The organism is Pseudomonas morbosilactucae (assembly GCF_023241715.1).
In the GTDB taxonomy this organism is placed as follows: Bacteria; Pseudomonadota; Gammaproteobacteria; order Pseudomonadales; family Pseudomonadaceae; genus Aquipseudomonas; species Aquipseudomonas morbosilactucae.
The window spans coordinates 43,586-60,203 of sequence record NZ_JALQCW010000002.1 but is presented as its reverse complement, the minus strand read 5'-3'; the positions used below and the strand labels follow the sequence as shown (position 1 = coordinate 60,203).

Here is a 16,618-nt window from a genome sequence, read left to right as displayed (position 1 = left end):
TGGCTTTCTGGGTAGGCTCATGATCGCCTTAAGTTTCGTAGCTGCAACCGAGAGACTTTGTTGGGAGGAAAGCGGTTTGGGATTTGCAACCAATCCTGGTCAGTCGTGGCAGGCAGAAAACGGCCAAAAGCAGAGCCTCAATTAGATCGACAAAGCAGCAACCGATTAAATTGGATATTGGTTCCGCACATGTGGTTGTTTTCGGACATGTTTGGGTTGTGGACATACAACGAATGCACCGGTAATGTGCGTGACTCATTAAGTGTGTTCTACGACAAATATGTCGACTAATTAATGGTTGGTAAAGCTAAAAATGCATCGACTAAGAGTTAGTGGTTTGGTTGTTGTCAGTATTGCTATAACCCTCTCAGGGTGTACGTCATTTACATCCAGTCCGACAATAAATGAACGTGTCGAACCCGGAACAGAAGAAACTATCTCCAGTTTCACTTATGAAATAGACTCTCCCTGGAAAGACAGTCGTTTCGGAAAGAGTGCATACGAAGCGACACAAAAAAACATTCCCTATGTAAAAGGCAACAGCTCGAAGCTCGTAGCTACTATCCTTCCCACATTAGAAATAAAAGTCTCTGAGTCGTCATCTGGAGGCGCTTGCGGGCAAGAATACTTAACAGGCTTGAGTCTTGGTTTGATTCCTAGCTGGTGTACAAGACCAAACCTGTTCAAGTTTGATTTCATGTTGAGTGATAATCACGGTTTCTGTAGGCGGAAAGTTTATTCAATAAGCTCAATAACGTTCTCACATCTCACGTTGATTCCATTTGCCATGCTCAGTGACCACAATCAACCATTAACTATGTATCAGGTCGCGCTAAAAGATTTTCTTCGAAAAGATCAATGTATAAGGCACTAGCAAGTGGTTCCAATCGTTCGGCTCGCTAGCGGATCGGGGCTGTGGCTAGGGTTGAAGACGTGATTTATTGCGGGATAGGCAGAGAAACGCTGATGGGCAGGTGGAGGTGAGCTTGGGTCGTTGACGAAGCCCTTTACGGTTAGGTAAGTAAAGCAGCCGCTCACGAGCGACCGTTTTCGACATAACTGAAATCAGAATATCTGGACACTCACGCAGAGAGTACGGCCGTAAGATGTATGCTTCATTGCCGATAAGGAAATCGCCATGTCACCGAACAAGGCTTGCCCCGTTATCCTCTCCAGCATTCCTGGCTCACACATCCTTCTGTTCCGCCATCCACTAGCGGGAGTACAACTCGTCAAAGGGACAATCGAGAAAGGTGAAACTCCAGCCCAGACCGCTCTGCGCGAATTAAGTGAAGAATCAGGCATAGCCGCCGCCTCGGTTGTCAGCGACCTGGGCTGCTGGGACGCCGAGCATCTCGACCAGATATGGTCTTTTCAACTGTGTTTCACGCAGGCACCTTTACAGGAGCAATGGACTTATCACACGTTCGATGACCATGGCCATACCTTCAGCTTTTTTTGGGCTCCGCTCGATAATTTGCCCTATGCCGAATGTCATCCGGTCTTCCGTAGAGCATTACGGTTCCTGGTGGCTAGGCTGACCGCGCAGGGTCATATATTCGCTAATGATCAAAGCACAAACAGATCATCCGAAGCTCCGACTTGATGTTCTCCGGCGGCTTTCAAACGGCTGCTTTTGGTCGAGTCTGTTAAAAAGGCGGTTTAAATTCCCACAGCAGAAAAGTTAGTGTCTGAGATTGAAATCCGCATATTGAGCAAAAAGTTCAGGGCTCAGATTTGACGTAGCAGCGCGCAAAAATGGCTTGTTCACCACTCAATGCATGGCAGGCCAAGCCGGGTCGACTTTTTCAACACAATCGGCCGCAAGCTGCAGTACGTGACTGGCTGCTTCGGCCGAAGCTGTCTGTCAAGCCAGGCCCAATACCCCAACACATTTGGTTTTGAGCAAATGACTGGAGCGGAGCGCGGTGGATTCAGAAGGGTAGGGTTGCGGAAATGACTGAAAAAATGCGGAAACGATTCGGAAATGGCGCTACAGGAATTGCGAACCCCAGAAACGACAAAGCCCTGAATAATCAGGGCTTTGTCGTTTGAAATATGGCGGAGGCGTAGAGATTCGAACTCTAGGACCTGTTACAGTCGGCGGTTTTCAAGACCGCTGCCTTAAACCACTCGGCCACACCTCCACTTGCATTGCGGGCGCCATAATACCCGAATGAAACACACTGTCAAACTCTCTGCATCGCGTCTTGCAGAGCGTCTGCTATGATCCCGCCACTGAATGTTTCAACCCAATAGGAGTGTCGCCATGCGCGAACAGGATTACGCAGTTAATAACGGCGTGCAGGCTGAGCAGCTAGAGGTTAGCCGCGTCCTGCGCAACACTTACGGTTTGCTCGCTCTCACCCTGGCGTTCAGCGGTGTCATGGCATTTGTAGCTCAGCAGATGCGCGTGGGTTACCCGAACATTTTCGTGGTGCTGATCGGTTTCTACGGTCTGTTCTTCCTCACCAATAAACTTCGTGATTCGGCCTGGGGCCTAGTGTCGGCGTTTGCCCTGACCGGTTTCATGGGCTTCCTGCTGGGCCCGATCCTCAACCGCTACCTGGGTATGCAGGGCGGCGCTGAAGTGGTCAGCTCGGCGTTTGCCATGACTGCCCTGGTATTCGGTGGCCTGTCGGCTTACGTGCTGATCACCCGCAAGGACATGAGCTTCCTGGGTGGCTTCATCACCGCCGGCTTCTTCGTGTTGATGGGGGCGGTGCTGGCTAGCTTCTTCTTCCAGATCAGCGGCCTGCAGTTGGCGATCAGCGCCGGTTTCGTGCTGTTCTCCTCGGTCTGCATCCTGTTCCAGACCAGCGCCATCATCCACGGCGGCGAGCGCAACTACATCATGGCCACCATCAGCCTGTATGTATCGATCTACAACCTGTTCGTCAGCTTGTTGCAGCTGTTCGGCATCATGAGCCGGGACGACTGATCCCAGCGTTGAGCCCATAAAAAAGCCCGCTTCGGCGGGCTTTTTGCTGTCTGGGTTTCCTGTCGAGGGTCAAGGGGTCTGCACTTGCAAGCGTGCGCTGGCCACGGCGTCCTGGTTGACCTCGATGGAAAACGATTGCACCTGGACTTGTTGCTGTTCCAATTGGTCGATCCAACTGATCAGGCTACTCAAGGGGCCCTCCAGGGCCAGGTTGATCTGGCCCGGGGCGTCATGGTCCATGCGTTCCAGGTTGAGGCCGGCCTGGCTGCTGGAGCGCGCCAGCAGGCCGGGCAGGGCCTCGGCGGTAATGGCCGGTGTGGCGTGAACCGGGAGGGTGGCGGGCAGTTGTTGAAGCTGTTGATGCAAGTCGGTGACCTCGATAAAGCGTTGCTCTGCACGCTGCAGGGCTTGCTGTTGTGGCTGCCAGAGCAGCAGATAAAACAGGGTCGCGCCGCTGAACAGGGCCAGCCCCTGAAGGGCCCGTTGCTCCCTTTTGGCCAGGCGCCGCCAGTGCCCTAGGGCGTGCTGGCGCAGGCGGGGCAGGGGCGATGTATTCCGTGCGGTTCGGGGCATGTTCACTCCTTGATCTGCAATTGCGCGCTGACCCCTTGGGCGTTGCGCACGGAGGATTCAGTACGGGCGTCCAGGCCCTGTGCAATCAGGCCCTCGCGCAGTTGTTGCAGGTCGGAGAAGGCCGGTGCGCTGATGTGCAGGCTCCAGCCTTCGCCGGCCTGGTAATCGAGGCGATGGACCCGCGCCAGGGCACCGTGGCTGGCACTCCAGTGTTCAGCCAACCGCGACAGCTGGCCGGCGCTGCCGGTGATTTCCGCCACCTGCGGTTGTTGTTTGGCGCGGATTTGCGCGGCCAGGTCGCTGACCGGGCCCTCGCTGGGAAACCGCTGTTGCCACAGCGCCTGGCTTTGCGCCTGCTGTTGGTCGCTCTGGCGATCCAGGTACTCGCGCTGGCCGATGCTTTGCAGCAGGTGCGCGCCCCACACAATCACCACCATCAGCAAGGCCAGGCGCCAGGCCGACGTCTGCGGGGCATGTAACCGGAACTCGCCCTGACGCAGGTTGATGGCCTGTGGCGTGCCCTGGCTCAGGCAGTCCCATGGGCGTTCATCGGCTTGCCAGGCTTGGACGTCAACGCTGTGCAATGCCGGGGCGGAGGGGCCCTGCCAGTGCAGGTCGGTGGGCAGCAACGGCGCCAGCGCCCGCAACTCGGTGTCTCCCAGGGCCTGGCGCAGGGGCGCGCTACCCCCCAGCAGCCAGCGGCCGTCCCAGGCCAGGGCCCGGGGTTGATCCTGGGGCAGGCAGTCGGCGTCGATATGAATGCGTGAAGGCCGTAACCCGAACCGGGCCAATTGCGCCACGCAGTGGTTCAGGCGCTCGCGATTGACCGCCAGCACCGGGCAATGGCGTTTGCCTTTGAGCGGTCCATGGGCCAGGTGCAGGCTGTCCAGCTCATCGATCAGTTGCTCTTCCAGGGCGCTGTGCAGCGCCTGGCGCAGCCAGCGACCGCTGCGTGCGGGCACGCTGACCTGATGATGGCTGGCCATTTCCATGGGCAGCAGCAGGGTCAACGGCTGCAGGTTCAGGTCCGCTGCGGCCTGCTCCAGGTTGCCCTGATGCAGGGGGCCGTCGGCCTGCCACCAGAAACAGCGCCATGGCGTCGCCCCGGTGGCGTGGGGTGAAAGATAAAGCCACTGGCTCATGTCGATTTACTCGGTCTTCGATTGATCGGGAGGTGGGCTGGGCAGCAGCGTGCGCTGCTGAACCCGTACGTTCTCGGCATCCACCACCCGCAGGTCGCTGACCAGCCGCAGCCGGCGCTGGCCCTGTTCGACGTCGATGGTGGCGCGAAACTGCCGACTGCCGACCCCCAGCCCCTGGGGGCTGATATCGCGGCCCTGGAGCATCGGGTTGGCGAGAAACGCCGCCACGTCGGGGTAGCCCTTGCTCGGGCGCGAGTTGACCAGGGTGCGAGCCGTCGGCAGGTCGATGCCTTCGATACTGGCCAGCACCTCGGCGCGGGTGGTGTTGACGTTGATCGCGCTGTTGTCGAAGGCACCGACCCAGGGTTCGAGCAGTTGCAGCACCTGGCTGTCCACCTGGGGCAGTTGCCGCAGTTCACTGAGGTCGCTCAAGGGCAGCGGTGCACCGTCACGATGAGTCCGGCCCATCAGCAGCGCCGGGTCATGGGCGCGGATGCCTTGCTGGGCCAGTAAGCGCTGGTAGCGGGCTCGCAGGTTCAGGTCATTGCCCTGGCGCAGGCTGTTGAGGTTGAGCCGGGCACTCAGGTCTTCCAGTTGAATGTGAATGCGCCCGCCGTCGATCTCGAACAGCGGCGCCGGTTGCGCCCAGCGCTGGCCACGGTGGGTCACTCGCAGGCCGCCTTCACTGCGGGCGTCTTCCAGCAGTTGCTGGCGGGCCCAGCTTTCACCGCTCAAGGCCAGATTCCACAGCTGTTGCTGTTGCAGCAGGTTGCTACTGCTGTGCAGGTTCAGTCGCTGCCGGGCCAGCATATTGCTCACCACCAGGGTCACCAGGGCGGTGATCAGCAACACGCTAAGCAGGGCCACGCCCCGTTGCCCGGCCGGGCTAGTCATGGCCGGGCTCCGCGTCAGTATCGAGGCCACCGGGCAGCAGGATCACCCGGCGTACCTGCGGATAGCCCGGCGCATCCAGTTCAATCTCCAGCGCCGCCGGCAGGCTCAGGCTTTCGCTGCCCACCGGCCAGTGCTCATGGGCCTGGCCAAGGCTGTCGATGTAGCGCAGGTACTTGAGTTGCACGCCGCTGAGCAGTTGCTGTTGTTGGCTGCTGGGGCCTGCGGGGCGTTGCTGGGCGCCGGGGACCGCCATGGGTTGCGACAGGGCGCGGGTTTCCCGCAGCCACACGCCGTCCTGCCAGCGATGGCTGACCTGCAACAGATTGCTCCGGGCATGCTCCAGCGGGTTGCTCCAGCCGCCACGCACCAGGCGGAGGCCGTCGGGCTGGCTGAGCAATGCCTGGCTGTGGCTGGGGTCGTCCACCAGGGGCTGGCGGCGAGCTTGCACCAGGTCCCGCTCGAACAGGCTCATGGCCCGTTGCAGGTCCCGCAGTTGCTGCTCATGCAGGCCGATGCGCTGGTCGCTGCGCATTACCCGGTCGAGCAATTGATAGCTGGCCAGGCCCAGCAGACTGAACAGGGCGATGGCCACGACCACCTCCAGCAGGGTGAAACCCTGTTGCTTCATGGTCGGGCCTCGATGTAGCCGAGCAGCCGTGCGCGGCTGTAGTGGCGGGCGCGCTGCGGATTGGATTCGGCGGAAACCCGCAGTTCCACCTTCAGCAAACGGGTGTCCGGGGCGCGCTCGACGGCGCTGAACAGCCACCAACTGCGGCCGCCGAACTCCACGCGTTCTTCCGTGTGGCGCGTGGGCGGTTGCTGCATCCCGGCGCGCAGTTCATTCATGCGGTTGTCGGCGATCCACAAGGCCTGGGTGCGTTCGGCCAGATGGGCGCTGTTCAGGGCAATGTGCTGCACCGCGCTGAACAGGGCGATGGACAAGGTGGCGAAAATCGCCAGGGCCACCATCACTTCCAGCAGGGTGAAGCCCGGATCAGTCCTGAGTTGCAAGTTGCGCATCCTGTATGCCGTCGCTGGAAAGGCTCAGCAGCGCCTGATGGCGATACTCGATCCATAAGGTGTAGGCGCTGGTTTCATCGCTGGAGAGCACCAGCAATTGGGGCAGGCCGGCGCGGCGAGGGGCGCTGCCCAGGCTGATCCCGGTTTCGGGCACCTCCAGGCGCAGGCGCAATGAGTCGGGCAGACGATGGGCACGAAACTCCGCCGCCGCCTGCCAGTGCCCCTGGTCATCCAGGCGCTGCACCGCGTAGCCGTCAGGCTCGATGCGCAGGCCGTAGTCCTGGTAGCCAAGCACCGCTTCCTGGCGCAGCAACTGCAGTAGGGCTTGCAGGCGCTGGGCTTCCTGGCGTGCCTGGCGCGGGCCGGAGTCGGGATTGACCAGGCCCACCAGGCCGGCCGTCAGGGCGATCAGCAGGATCACCACCAACAGTTCCAGCAGGGTGAAGCCCTGGGCGTGGCGCCTTTGCACCGCTCAACGGTCCCAGTTGCCGATCTCGGCGTTCAGGCCGTCGCCGCCGATCTTGCCGTCGGCGCCGAAGGAAAACAGGTCGTAGGCGCGCCCCGAGTACCCGGTACCCGGTATTGGTAGGGGGTGCCCCAAGGATCGATGGGCAGGCGCTTGAGGTAACCGTCGGGGTTCCAGTTGCGGGCCGCCGGGGCGCCGCCGGGCTTGCTGACCAAGGCTTGCAGGCCTTGCTGGCTGCTGGGGTACTGGTGGTTGTCGAGCTTGTAGATGTCCAGGGCCATGGCGATGGCCTTGATATCGCTTTGCGCGGCGGAGGCCTTGGCCTGGTCGGGACGGCTCATGATCTGCGGCACCACCAGGGCGGCAAGGACGCCGAGGATCACGACCACCACCATGATTTCGATCAGGGTGAAACCGCGTTGTTTTTTAGCTGCGTACACGTTGGGGGCTTTCCAGGTTCAGGTAATCAATTGGTTCAGGCTGAGGATCGGCATCAGGATCGCCAGCACGATGACCAGCACCGAGGCACCCATGAACACCAGCATCGCCGGTTCCAACAGGCCCACCAGCAAGGCAATGCGGTTGGCCAGTTGTTGTTCCTGCTGCTGGGCGGCGCGTTCGAGCATGCTGTCCAGCTCGCCGGAGCGTTCACCGCTGGCGATCATGTAGAGCATCATCGGCGGGAAACTGCCGTTGAGTTCCAGCGCTCGGGTCAGGCTGATACCTTCGCGCACGCCCCGGACGATGTCTTTCAGACCGGTACGAATTTTCTGGTTGGCCACCACTTCACTGGCAATCGCCAGGGCGTCCAGCAGCGGCACGCCACTGCGTCCGAGAATCGCCAGGGTGCTGACAAAGCGCGTGCAGTTGCTGGCTCTGACCAGGCCGCCGATCAGCGGCAGGCGCAGCACCAGGGCGTGCCAGCGCTCCCGGTTGCCCGGCTTGCCCAAGGCCACTCGGGCAGCCGTGAAACCGAGGCCCCCCAGGATCAGCATCAGCAGGCCGTAATCCCGCAGCACGGCGCTGCTGGCGATCAGGCCGCGGGTCAACAGCGGCAGCTCCTGGCCGCTGTCGATAAACACCTTGATCACGTCCGGCACCACGAAGCCCAGGAGAAAGCCGACGATGCTGATGGCCGCCACCATGAGGATGCTGGGATAGAGCATGGCCAGCTGGATCTGCTGGCGCGCGGCCTGGCTGGCTTCGGTGTAGTCGGCGAGGTTCATCAGCACCTGATCCAGGTGCCCGGAACGTTCGCCCGCAGCCACCGTGGCCCGGTACAGGTCGGGAAAGGCCTTGGGGTAACCGCCCAGGGCCACGGCCAGGCTGTAGCCCTCCAGGACTCGGGCACGGATCGCCAGCAGCATGCTTTTCAGGCGCTGCTTTTCACACTGCGCGGCCACGGCGGCCAGCACTTCTTCCAGGGGCAATGAGGCCTGTACCAGCGTCGCCAACTGGCGGGTCAGCAGCGCCAGTTCGGCGCTGCTCAAGCCACCGCCGGAGACTTTGGCGCTGCCGGCGCCACTGCTGCGCTTGCCTTGGCTGGCGCTGACCTTCAGGGCGATCAGTTGCCGCTCGCGCAACATCTGCCGCGCCTGCCGTGGGCTGTCGGCTTCCAGCACACCACTGGATTTTTTCCCGGCGGCGCACATGGCCAGGTATTCGTAGGCGGCCATCTTCAGTCCCTCTGGGTCACCCGCAGCAACTCTTCCAGGCTGGTGAGCCCGTGTAGCACCATGGCCTGGCCGTCGTCGAACAGGCTCGGGCTGTGCTGGCGGGCGTGGTTCACCAGGTCATATTCACCGGCGCCGGTGTGGATCAACTGGCGCAGGGTGTCGTCGAACAGCACCAGTTCGTAGATCCCCCGGCGGCCGCGATAGCCCGACTGCTGGCAGCTCGGGCAACCCACTGGCCGATGCAACATCGGCGCGCTTTCAACCCTCAGGCCCAGGCGTTCGCAGGCCGCCGGGTCGGCGGCATGGGGCGCCTTGCACTCGGGGCACAGCAGGCGCACCAGGCGCTGGGCCAGCACCCCCAGCAACGAGGTGCAAAGCAGGAACGGCTCGATGCCCATGTCCACCAGGCGGGTTACCGCGCCGATGGCGCTGTTGGTGTGTAGGGTCGAGAGCACCAAGTGCCCGGTGAGGGAGGCCTGGACGGCGATCTCCGCCGTCTCGCGGTCACGGATTTCGCCCACCATCACCACGTCCGGGTCCTGACGTAAAATCGCCCGCAGGCCCCGGGCAAAGGTCATGTCGACCTTGGCGTTGACCTGGGTCTGGCCGATGCCGGTGAGGTGATATTCCACCGGGTCCTCGATGGTCAGGATGTTGCGTTCCAGGCTGTTGAGGCTGGCCAGCCCGGCGTACAGGGTGGTGGTCTTGCCCGAGCCGGTGGGGCCGGTGACCAGCAGGATGCCGTGGGGTTTGTGCAGGGCGTGTTCCAGGCGCTGGCGCACCTGCGGGTTCATGCCCAGGTGGCCCAAGTCGAGGCGCCCGGCCTGCTTGTCCAGCAGGCGCATCACCACCCGTTCACCGTGGCTGGAGGGCAGGGTCGAGACCCGCACATCCACCTCGTGGCCGGCAATGCGCAGGGCAATGCGGCCGTCCTGGGGGATGCGCTTTTCGGCGATGTCGAGCTTGGCCATGACCTTGATCCGCGATACCAGCAGGGTCGCCAGCTCGCGCCGGGGCCGCAGCACTTCGCGCAGCAGACCGTCGACCCGCAGACGCACCGACAGGTGTTCCTCGAAGGCTTCCAAGTGCACATCGGACGCCTTGTTTTTCACCGCCTCGCTGAGGATCGCGTTGATCAGACGGATGATCGGCGCGTCGTCTTCCTGCTCCATCAAGTCCGTGGTTTTCGGCAACTGGTCGGCCAGGCTGCACAGGTCGAACTCTTCGTCGAACTGTTCTCCCAAACCCTCGGCCACCTGTTTGGCACCGTCCTGTCCGTCGCGATAGTGGGTCGCCAGGCGCTCGGCGAAGGCCGGTTCGTCGAGCACTTCACTGCGCAGCGGCGCGCCGTTGAAGCGGCGTACTTCGGCGATTACTGACCAGGGCGTATTGGCCCTGCAATAGAGCACGGCGCCCTGGGCCTGATGTTCTAGGACCACGCCATGGCGGCGAGCGTAGGCAAAGGCCAGGCGTGGGCTTTCGATGGGCGTGATCATGGTTGTTGCGCGGCTTCGGTGGCGCGCATGTCGATCAGGCCCTGATCGCCGTCACTGTTGGCGTCGAACAGCTGGTGCGGGTTCTGCGGCAACTGGCCCCGGGTCTTGCCGTCCAGGGTGCGCAGGGAACGCAGGTTGTTGTACTTCTGGGTGCTGAGCTTGTCGGCGTGGCCGCTGCTGCGCAGCAGGGTCGGGCGCAGGAACACCATCAGGTTGGTCTTCTCGTTGACCTCTTTGCTGCTGCTGAACAGCCGGCGACCCAGGGGATATCCCCCAGCAACGGCACCTTGCTCACCTGGACCTTGACGTTGTCCTTGATCAGGCCGCCGAGGACGATGATCTGCCCGTCATTGGCCAGATGGTGCTTTTGACCGAGCGCTTGTTGGTGATCACATCGCTGGTGCTGATGCCCGGCGGGGCGGCGGCCAGCTCGGAGCTTTCCTGTTCGACTTTCAGGCGCAGGAAGTTGCCTTCATTGATGTGTGGGGTGACCTTCAAGGTGATCCCCACATCCTTGCGCTCCACGGTGGTGAAGGGGTTGCTGGCCCCGGCAGTGTCGGTGGTGTAGGAGCCGGTCTGGAACGGCACGTTCTGGCCGACAAGGATTTCCGCCTGCTCGTTGTCCAGGGTCAGCAGGCTCGGGGTGGACAGCAGGTTGTTGTTGGAGTCGCTGGACAGGGCGGTGATCAGCGCGCCGAAGTTGCTGCTGCCCAGGCCAATCACCGCGCCGTCCGGCAAGGTCGGGCTCTTGCCGCTTTCCAGGTTGCCCAAGAGGGTGCCGATGGTCATACCGGCGCTGTTGAAGTTGCTGGCCGCGCCCCAGTTGCCCCGGCCGGCGGCCCACTGCACGCCCAACGCCCGGTTGATGTCGCCGCTGACTTCGACAATGGCCGCTTCCACCAGCACCTGGGCGCGGGGCTGGTCGAGTTCGTCGATGATGGTTTCGAAGGTCGCCAGTTGCCCCGGCGAGGCCATCAGCACCAGGGCATTCTGGCTTTCGTCGGCGCTCACCAGCACTGGGTTGTCCTGCTTCTGACCGTCACCGCGGCCGCCGGATTCCAGGCGCTTGCCGATGCCGCTGAGCAGCTCTTCGAGTTTCTTCGCATCGCTGTGGTTGAGGCGTCGTACCCGGGCGTTTTCACCGGCATTGTTCGGTACGTCGAGGCTCTGGGCCAGGCGTTGCATCTGTTGGCGAATGGGCGCCGGGCCCACCAGGATCAGGCGGTTGCTGCGGGCATCGCCAATCGCCTTGGCGCTGGTCTGGGCCCCGTTGCTGTCGGTCAGGCTGTCACTCAGGGTCTTGGCCACATCGCCGGCCCAGGCGTGCTTGAGCTGGAGGATGTTGAACTGGCGGCCACCGGCGTTATCCAGTTCTTCCACCACTTGGCGCACCCGCTGCACATTGTTGGCGCTGTCGGAAACGATCAGCGCGTTGGAGGTGGTGGACGGTGCCATGTAGGCATCCACAGCCACCAGCGGGCGCATGGCGGCGGCCACTTCACTGGCATTGGCGTTGTGCAGCTCGATGACCTGGGTCACGAACTCTTCACTGGCTCCGCTGGCTTTGACATGGGCCTTGGTCTTGGCTTCGGCCACCGGCAGGATCAGCACCCGATCGCCCTGGTCCATGGCCACGTAACCTTGGCTGCGCAGGGCGGTGAGAAACAGCGAATAGATGCCTTTCTGGTCCATGGCGGTGCTCGATTGCACCGTCACCTTGCCGCTCAGGCGCGGGTCGAGAATCATCGTCTTGCCGGTGATCTGCCCGACTTCGTTGACCAGGTCGTGCAGTTCCGCGTCTTTCATGTTCAGGGTCCACTGCTGCGCCAGGGGCAGTTTTTCAGTGGCGTGAAGGGGGCCGATCAGCGTGCCGAGGGCCAGCAGGGAACCTGCGATAAATGCTCGTTTCATGATGTCTTGGGGCGTCACAAGGAAGGTGGGACAGGGCTGCTGTGCTCGGCCTGCATGGCGTTGCTTGAAGGCCGGTCGTCGGTGGCAGGCAATGGAATCAGCAAAGGGCTGGCAGGGCTGCTCAGTGACAGGGCCTGCTCCTCGCCATAGCGCTGGATACGCACCTGGGTGGTGCCGATCTCACGCAGGCTGCCGCCCCCGGGCAAGGGCTCGCCGAGGCGGTAGAAACGGCTGCCTTCAGGCGATTCGATCAACGCCCGGGACAGTTCCGAGCGGCTTTCCACCAGGCTTGCCAACAGGGTCAGGGGCACCGCAGGCGGGTCGCCGCCGGCCTCCTGGGCTTGCACTCCGAACAAGCGGGCGATGGCCGCCGTGTCTGGCGGCTGATGGGCAGGCGCCGAGGGTTGGACGGTTGCCGGGTTGCCGAGGCTGTCCAGGGTCTGCAACCACCGCCAGCTGTCATGGGCGAGCCAGGCCAGCCAGCTCAGCAGCAACAGCCACGCGCCGGCCCGCAGGGCGCTGCGCGGGCAAAGGCGCAAGGCGTTCACAGGGCCATGCGCCGCAGGCGTTTTTCAGCGCGCCAGTGGTGCAGCGCGACGGCGGCCACGTGCCCGGCACCGAGCAGGGCCAGGGCCACGCAGGCGTGCTGGTGCACGACGTTGAAAAAACGCGTGAGCAGCGGTTCCTGCAGCGGCTGGTACAGCGACAGCAGGCCAAACAGGTTGATCGGTCGCTCCATCATCAGCACACCGCTGAGCAGGACCACGCCGGTCGTGAGGTAGAGCGCCAGGTGGCCGGCCTTGGCCAGCCAGCGCAGCGCCCGGTGGGTGTGCGCCGCTGGTTGACGGTCCAGGGCACAGAGGATTTTCAGGCCAAGTAGCGGAATCAGCATGAAGGTCAACGACACGTTGATAAAGCTGATGCCGTCGGCGAGGGCCGTGGGCAGGTCGAGTACGGCGCTGCCGAACCCGCTCGCTGTCGCCCAGAGGATGATGGCGGCGAAGGTCCAGTGCAGCAGCACCTGGGGTCTTGAGTCATTGCAAGTAGGCATAGGGGGCATGACAGGCAAAAGGCAGCGTGGCGCCGGGGCGCCACGCTGGAGTTGACGAAGGTGTGACTTACTGGCGAGTCCAGGCCGATTGCCAGTTGGCGCCTACGCCTGGCTCGAACGCCGTGGCACCGCTGTTCCACTGAATGCAGTAGCCGCTGTACGGGAATGGGTTGCACTTGTAGGTCTTGCCGTCTTTAGGCTGCAGGACCAGGGTGCCGGCTTTGTAGGTGCTCAGTCCCTGAGGGAACACGTGGTCGTACTTGCCACCGTTCTCGCCGCCGTCTTCACCGCCACCGCTGTTTTGTTCCTGCTTGAGGGTGAAGCTGGCGGTCTGTTGCAGCAGGTCGCCCTTCTTCGAGGTGGCCACCACGATCAGGTCGTACTTGCCCGGGCTCTGGCCGGTGAGGGCCATGGAGAAGTGCGGGGTGTTGCCGGCCGGGGCCTGCTGGAACGCCACGCTTTCCTGCTTGGCGTTGTACACCGTGGCTTTCACGGTGTAGTCGCCGCCCTTGGCGATGGCGTTGAAGTGCAGGTCGACCTTGCCGTCCTTCAGGGTGTACTCGGGCTGCATGCCGGTGATGGCCAGTTCGCCTGGTTTGGCGGCCTGTTCCTTGTCGATCATCACGTTGACGATGTCGCTGCCTTGCTTGACCAGGATGTCGTTCTTGCCGAAGTTCGGCACCACTTCGTCCTTGTCGTTGAGCAGGCCCATCTGGTAGCCCTGCTTGGCGGCGTTGACCTTCTTCGCCAGTTCGCGCGGCCACACGTCGGCCTTGGCCAGCTCGGCGGAGTCGATGTTCAGTACCACTTGCTTGGCGTTCACTTCGCCCTGTGCGTTGAACACCCGGGTCTTGACCTTGTCACCGATGTTCAGCGCCTGGGGCTGTACCGCGCCCACGGTGGTCCAGGACGACGGAATGACCGCACCGTTGTCGATGTTCAGGTCGACCACGCTGTAGAAGGTGGCGTCGGTGTCATGGACTTTCCAGGTGGCCAGCAGCACGTGGTAGCCGCTGCGGTCAGACGGGATGTTCACGGTGTGCTGGGTCTTGCCACCGGCAGGGGCCGGGGTGTTCAGGGCTGGCCAGGGCTCGTTGAGCAGGGGCTTGAGCTCGAAGGAATCGCGGGTCAGCTTCTGGTTCGGGTTCCAGTCTTTTTTGGTGATGTAGAACTGCCAGTAGCGAGTGGCGTGACCGGCGGTGTACTTCCAGGTGAAGGTCTGCGGGCCCGGCTTGACGGTGGTCTTGGTCCAGCGAGTGGCCGATTGCTCGTTTATCTCGGCGAAGCGGTCAAGGCCGCCGGCGGGGATGGTGCCATCGGCTGGGCCGCATTGGGTGAAGTCACCGGTACAGGCCTGGGCGCTGCTTGGGAAGTGCGAGAAGCCGCCGCCCGGGCGACCGATGTACTCGGCGCTCTGCGGTTCATAGGTGATGGCGCCGCAGTTGGCATTGAGCTGGCCGCCACTGCTGCTGCACATGAAGGAGCGAGCCTTGGGGGATTCGATGTAACCGTGGGCGGACGCCTGTTGCGCGGCCAGACCGGCAGCACCCATGGCCAGGACCAGAGGCAGTTTGAGGAACGAGCGGGCTCGGTTGGAGTTGATCATTGAGAAAGCCTTGAGCGATTGGAAGTGAATACAAAAGGTCTCGGGGTTGCGGATGGGGTCCGACCTGATAGGGCGGCGGGCGTCCGTGCCGGCGCGTCCCCGAGAGCAGAAACAGGCTACGGGGCGGGGCGGGGCGGTCCCATGGGACGAGTACGAGAGTGGTTCTCCAGTGCCTGCCTGGCAGGCAAAAAAAAGCGTGGCACTGATTGGCCACGCTCAATGTTCAACGCGTCGTTTTAGGGGTTATTGGCGATCCCAGGCCATGCCCCAGTGGCTACCGGTGCCCGGCTCGTATTGGGTGGCGCCGGCTTTCCACTGCACGCAGTAGCCGCTGTACGGATGCGCCTTGCACTTGTAGGTCTTGCCGTCCTTGGGTTGCAGGACCCGGGTGCCGGCCTTGTAGGCGCTCAGCCCTTGTGGGAAGACGTGGTCGTACTGGCCGCCTTCAACGGGCTTGTCGCCGCCGGTGCCCGGTTTGTCACCACCGGTTCCGGGCTTCTCGCCACCACCGACGCTCTCTTCAGCCTTCACGGTGAAGCGCGCGGTCTGCTGCATCAGTTCGCCTTTCTTCGAGCTGGAGACCACCACCAGATCGTATTTTCCGGCCTTGATGTCGTTCAGTGAGATCGAGAAGTGCGGGGTCAGGTTGCCGATCGGTGCATGTTCATAGGCCAGGGTCTTGCCTGTGGTGTCGAACACCTTGGCGAAGACCATGTGCTCGTCTTTCGGGTCGCTGGCCTTGACGATGGCGTTGAAGTGCAGGTCGACCTGACCGTTCTTCGCGGTGTATTCAGGCTGCACGCCGGTGACGCTGAGTTCGCTCGGCTGGCTGGCCAGTTCCTTGGCGATGACCACGTTGCTGATGTCGCTGCCCTTGTTGACGAAGATGCTGTTCTGGCCTCGGTTGGGCACGATCTGATCCTTGTCGTCCAGCAAGCCCATCTGGTAGCCGAGCTTGGCGGCGTTGACCTTCTTCGCCAGTTCGAACGGCCAGACGTTTTCGTTGGCCAGTGCTGCCGAATCGATGTCCAGCACCACTTGCCTGGCCTGTTGCTCGGTGTGGGTGAACACCCGGGTCATGACCTTGTCGCCGACCTTCAGCGGTTCGGGCTGCACCGCGCCGATAGCGTGCCATTGCGATTCAACGGCGTGGGCGTTATCGATGTTCAGGTCCACCACCGAGTAGAAGGTGTTGGAGTTGTCGTGGACTTTCCAGGTCGCCAGCATCACGTGATAACCGCTGCGGTCGGCCGGGATATTGACCACGTGCCGGGTGGTCTGCCCGGCTTTGGCCGGCATGCTGCCGTTCCACTTTTCATCCAGCAACGGGGTCATCTCGAACGAGTCGCGGGTCAGTGGCTGGTTCGGGTTCCAGTCTTTTTTGGTGAGGTAGAACTGCCAGTAGCGGGTGGCGTGGCCGGCGGTGTACTTCCAGGTGAAGGTCTGCGGGCCCGGCTTGACGGTGTTCTTGGTCCAGCGGCTGCTCGACTGTTCGTTGAGCTTGGCAAAGCCGATCATGCCACCGGCGGCAATGGTGCCGTCGGCCGGGCCGCAGGTGCGGAAGTCGCCGGTGCAGGCCTTGGCGTTGCTCGGGAAGTGCTCACGGCCACCACCCGGGGTGCCGAAGTACTCGACGCTCTGGGGTTCGTAGGCGACAGGGCCGCAGTTGCCGTTCTGGTTGCCACCACCGGCACTGCACATGAACGACCGGGCTTTCGGGCTTTCAATGTAACCGTGGGCGCTGGCGTGTTGAGCCGCGAGCGAAGCCATACCGATAGCCATGGCCAGGGGCAACTTGAGGAATGAACGGGCTCGGTGCAACGTGATCATCGATTGATCCTT

General features: G+C 62.4%; 15 protein-coding genes, 1 tRNA gene and 2 pseudogenes. 2 read left to right on the top strand and 16 right to left on the bottom strand.

The window, feature by feature from the left end; genetic code table 11:
• The first annotated feature begins 1,138 nt into the window (after positions 1–1,138).
• Positions 1,139–1,606 carry an NUDIX hydrolase gene (locus M1B34_RS00395; RefSeq protein ID WP_268264126.1) on the top strand — a complete coding sequence of 156 codons (468 nt, stop codon included), beginning with the start codon at positions 1,139–1,141 and terminating at the stop codon, positions 1,604–1,606.
• A gap of 453 nt (positions 1,607–2,059) precedes the next feature.
• Here M1B34_RS00395 and M1B34_RS00390 read toward each other — a convergent pair.
• Positions 2,060–2,147, bottom strand: a tRNA-Ser gene (locus M1B34_RS00390).
• Between the two features lie 122 nt (positions 2,148–2,269).
• On the opposite strand from M1B34_RS00390, the gene M1B34_RS00385 reads away from it, so the two are divergent.
• Positions 2,270–2,941: a Bax inhibitor-1/YccA family protein gene (locus M1B34_RS00385; protein ID WP_123335899.1), complete on the top strand. Its 672-nt coding sequence runs from the start codon at positions 2,270–2,272 to the stop codon at positions 2,939–2,941.
• A 69-nt stretch (positions 2,942–3,010) separates the two neighbouring features.
• On the opposite strand, the gene gspM is transcribed toward M1B34_RS00385, so the two are convergent.
• From gspM to M1B34_RS00310, 15 genes and pseudogenes are all read right to left on the bottom strand, one after another.
• Positions 3,011–3,514, bottom strand: coding sequence for a type II secretion system protein GspM (gene gspM, locus M1B34_RS00380; RefSeq protein WP_268264125.1), 504 nt, complete (start codon positions 3,512–3,514; stop codon positions 3,011–3,013).
• Between the two features lie 2 nt (positions 3,515–3,516).
• Positions 3,517–4,656, bottom strand: a complete 1,140-nt coding sequence (gspL, locus tag M1B34_RS00375) for a type II secretion system protein GspL (protein ID WP_268264124.1) — start codon at positions 4,654–4,656, stop codon at positions 3,517–3,519.
• A gap of 6 nt (positions 4,657–4,662) precedes the next feature.
• Positions 4,663–5,550 carry a type II secretion system minor pseudopilin GspK gene (gspK, locus tag M1B34_RS00370; RefSeq protein WP_268264123.1) on the bottom strand — a complete coding sequence of 296 codons (888 nt, stop codon included), beginning with the start codon at positions 5,548–5,550 and terminating at the stop codon, positions 4,663–4,665.
• Positions 5,543–6,178, bottom strand: a complete 636-nt coding sequence (gspJ, locus tag M1B34_RS00365) for a type II secretion system minor pseudopilin GspJ (protein ID WP_268260845.1) — start codon at positions 6,176–6,178, stop codon at positions 5,543–5,545. The genes gspK and gspJ overlap by 8 nt, the downstream gene beginning before the upstream one ends.
• Positions 6,175–6,570: a type II secretion system minor pseudopilin GspI gene (gene gspI, locus M1B34_RS00360; protein WP_425273477.1), complete on the bottom strand. Its 396-nt coding sequence runs from the start codon at positions 6,568–6,570 to the stop codon at positions 6,175–6,177. The genes gspJ and gspI overlap by 4 nt, the downstream gene beginning before the upstream one ends.
• On the bottom strand, positions 6,545–7,039 hold the full coding sequence (gene gspH / locus M1B34_RS00355; protein WP_268264121.1) for a type II secretion system minor pseudopilin GspH: 495 nt from the start codon (positions 7,037–7,039) through the stop codon (positions 6,545–6,547). The genes gspI and gspH overlap by 26 nt, the downstream gene beginning before the upstream one ends.
• Positions 7,040–7,042: 3 nt before the next feature.
• A pseudogene (gene gspG / locus M1B34_RS00350) lies at positions 7,043–7,419 on the bottom strand (type II secretion system major pseudopilin GspG).
• Between the two features lie 75 nt (positions 7,420–7,494).
• Entirely contained in the window at positions 7,495–8,712 is a 1,218-nt protein-coding gene (gspF, locus tag M1B34_RS00345; RefSeq protein ID WP_268264120.1) for a type II secretion system inner membrane protein GspF, read from the bottom strand.
• A 2-nt stretch (positions 8,713–8,714) separates the two neighbouring features.
• Positions 8,715–10,208 (bottom strand): type II secretion system ATPase GspE, encoded by a 1,494-nt coding sequence (gspE, locus tag M1B34_RS00340; RefSeq protein WP_268264119.1) that lies wholly within the window; start codon positions 10,206–10,208, stop codon positions 8,715–8,717.
• Positions 10,205–10,417 (bottom strand): hypothetical protein, encoded by a 213-nt coding sequence (locus M1B34_RS34290; protein ID WP_268264118.1) that lies wholly within the window; start codon positions 10,415–10,417, stop codon positions 10,205–10,207. The genes gspE and M1B34_RS34290 overlap by 4 nt, the downstream gene beginning before the upstream one ends.
• Positions 10,417–12,014 (bottom strand): annotated as a pseudogene (gene gspD, locus M1B34_RS00330) (type II secretion system secretin GspD). Before gspD ends, M1B34_RS34290 begins: the two are co-directional and overlap by 1 nt.
• A 119-nt stretch (positions 12,015–12,133) precedes the next feature.
• Positions 12,134–12,667, bottom strand: coding sequence for a type II secretion system protein N (locus M1B34_RS00325; RefSeq protein WP_123335921.1), 534 nt, complete (start codon positions 12,665–12,667; stop codon positions 12,134–12,136).
• On the bottom strand, positions 12,664–13,170 hold the full coding sequence (locus M1B34_RS00320; protein WP_268264117.1) for a cytochrome b: 507 nt from the start codon (positions 13,168–13,170) through the stop codon (positions 12,664–12,666). Before M1B34_RS00320 ends, M1B34_RS00325 begins: the two co-directional genes overlap by 4 nt.
• 67 nt (positions 13,171–13,237) lie before the next feature.
• Complete coding sequence (gbpA, locus tag M1B34_RS00315) at positions 13,238–14,776, bottom strand: N-acetylglucosamine-binding protein GbpA (RefSeq protein WP_268264116.1); 1,539 nt, start codon at positions 14,774–14,776, stop codon at positions 13,238–13,240.
• Positions 14,777–15,019: 243 nt separating this feature from the next.
• A complete protein-coding gene (locus M1B34_RS00310) occupies positions 15,020–16,606 on the bottom strand; it encodes a lytic polysaccharide monooxygenase (RefSeq protein WP_268263721.1) in 1,587 nt (528 codons plus the stop codon).
• Positions 16,607–16,618 lie beyond the last annotated feature (12 nt).

What these genes read in the sequence shown, in the direction of transcription:
- M1B34_RS00395 (WP_268264126.1), top strand. Translation starts at nt 1,139, where the DNA reads ATGTCACCGAACAAGGCTTGCCCCGTTATCCTCTCCAGCATTCCTGGC.
- M1B34_RS00385 (WP_123335899.1), top strand. Translation starts at nt 2,270, where the DNA reads ATGCGCGAACAGGATTACGCAGTTAATAACGGCGTGCAGGCTGAGCAG.
- gspM (WP_268264125.1), bottom strand. Translation starts at nt 3,514, where the DNA reads ATGCCCCGAACCGCACGGAATACATCGCCCCTGCCCCGCCTGCGCCAG.
- gspL (WP_268264124.1), bottom strand. Translation starts at nt 4,656, where the DNA reads ATGAGCCAGTGGCTTTATCTTTCACCCCACGCCACCGGGGCGACGCCA.
- gspK (WP_268264123.1), bottom strand. Translation starts at nt 5,550, where the DNA reads ATGACTAGCCCGGCCGGGCAACGGGGCGTGGCCCTGCTTAGCGTGTTG.
- gspJ (WP_268260845.1), bottom strand. Translation starts at nt 6,178, where the DNA reads ATGAAGCAACAGGGTTTCACCCTGCTGGAGGTGGTCGTGGCCATCGCC.
- gspI (WP_425273477.1), bottom strand. Translation starts at nt 6,570, where the DNA reads ATGCGCAACTTGCAACTCAGGACTGATCCGGGCTTCACCCTGCTGGAA.
- gspF (WP_268264120.1), bottom strand. Translation starts at nt 8,712, where the DNA reads ATGGCCGCCTACGAATACCTGGCCATGTGCGCCGCCGGGAAAAAATCC.
- gspE (WP_268264119.1), bottom strand. Translation starts at nt 10,208, where the DNA reads ATGATCACGCCCATCGAAAGCCCACGCCTGGCCTTTGCCTACGCTCGC.
- M1B34_RS34290 (WP_268264118.1), bottom strand. Translation starts at nt 10,417, where the DNA reads ATGGTGTTCCTGCGCCCGACCCTGCTGCGCAGCAGCGGCCACGCCGAC.
- M1B34_RS00320 (WP_268264117.1), bottom strand. Translation starts at nt 13,170, where the DNA reads ATGCCTACTTGCAATGACTCAAGACCCCAGGTGCTGCTGCACTGGACC.
- gbpA (WP_268264116.1), bottom strand. Translation starts at nt 14,776, where the DNA reads ATGATCAACTCCAACCGAGCCCGCTCGTTCCTCAAACTGCCTCTGGTC.
- M1B34_RS00310 (WP_268263721.1), bottom strand. Translation starts at nt 16,606, where the DNA reads ATGATCACGTTGCACCGAGCCCGTTCATTCCTCAAGTTGCCCCTGGCC.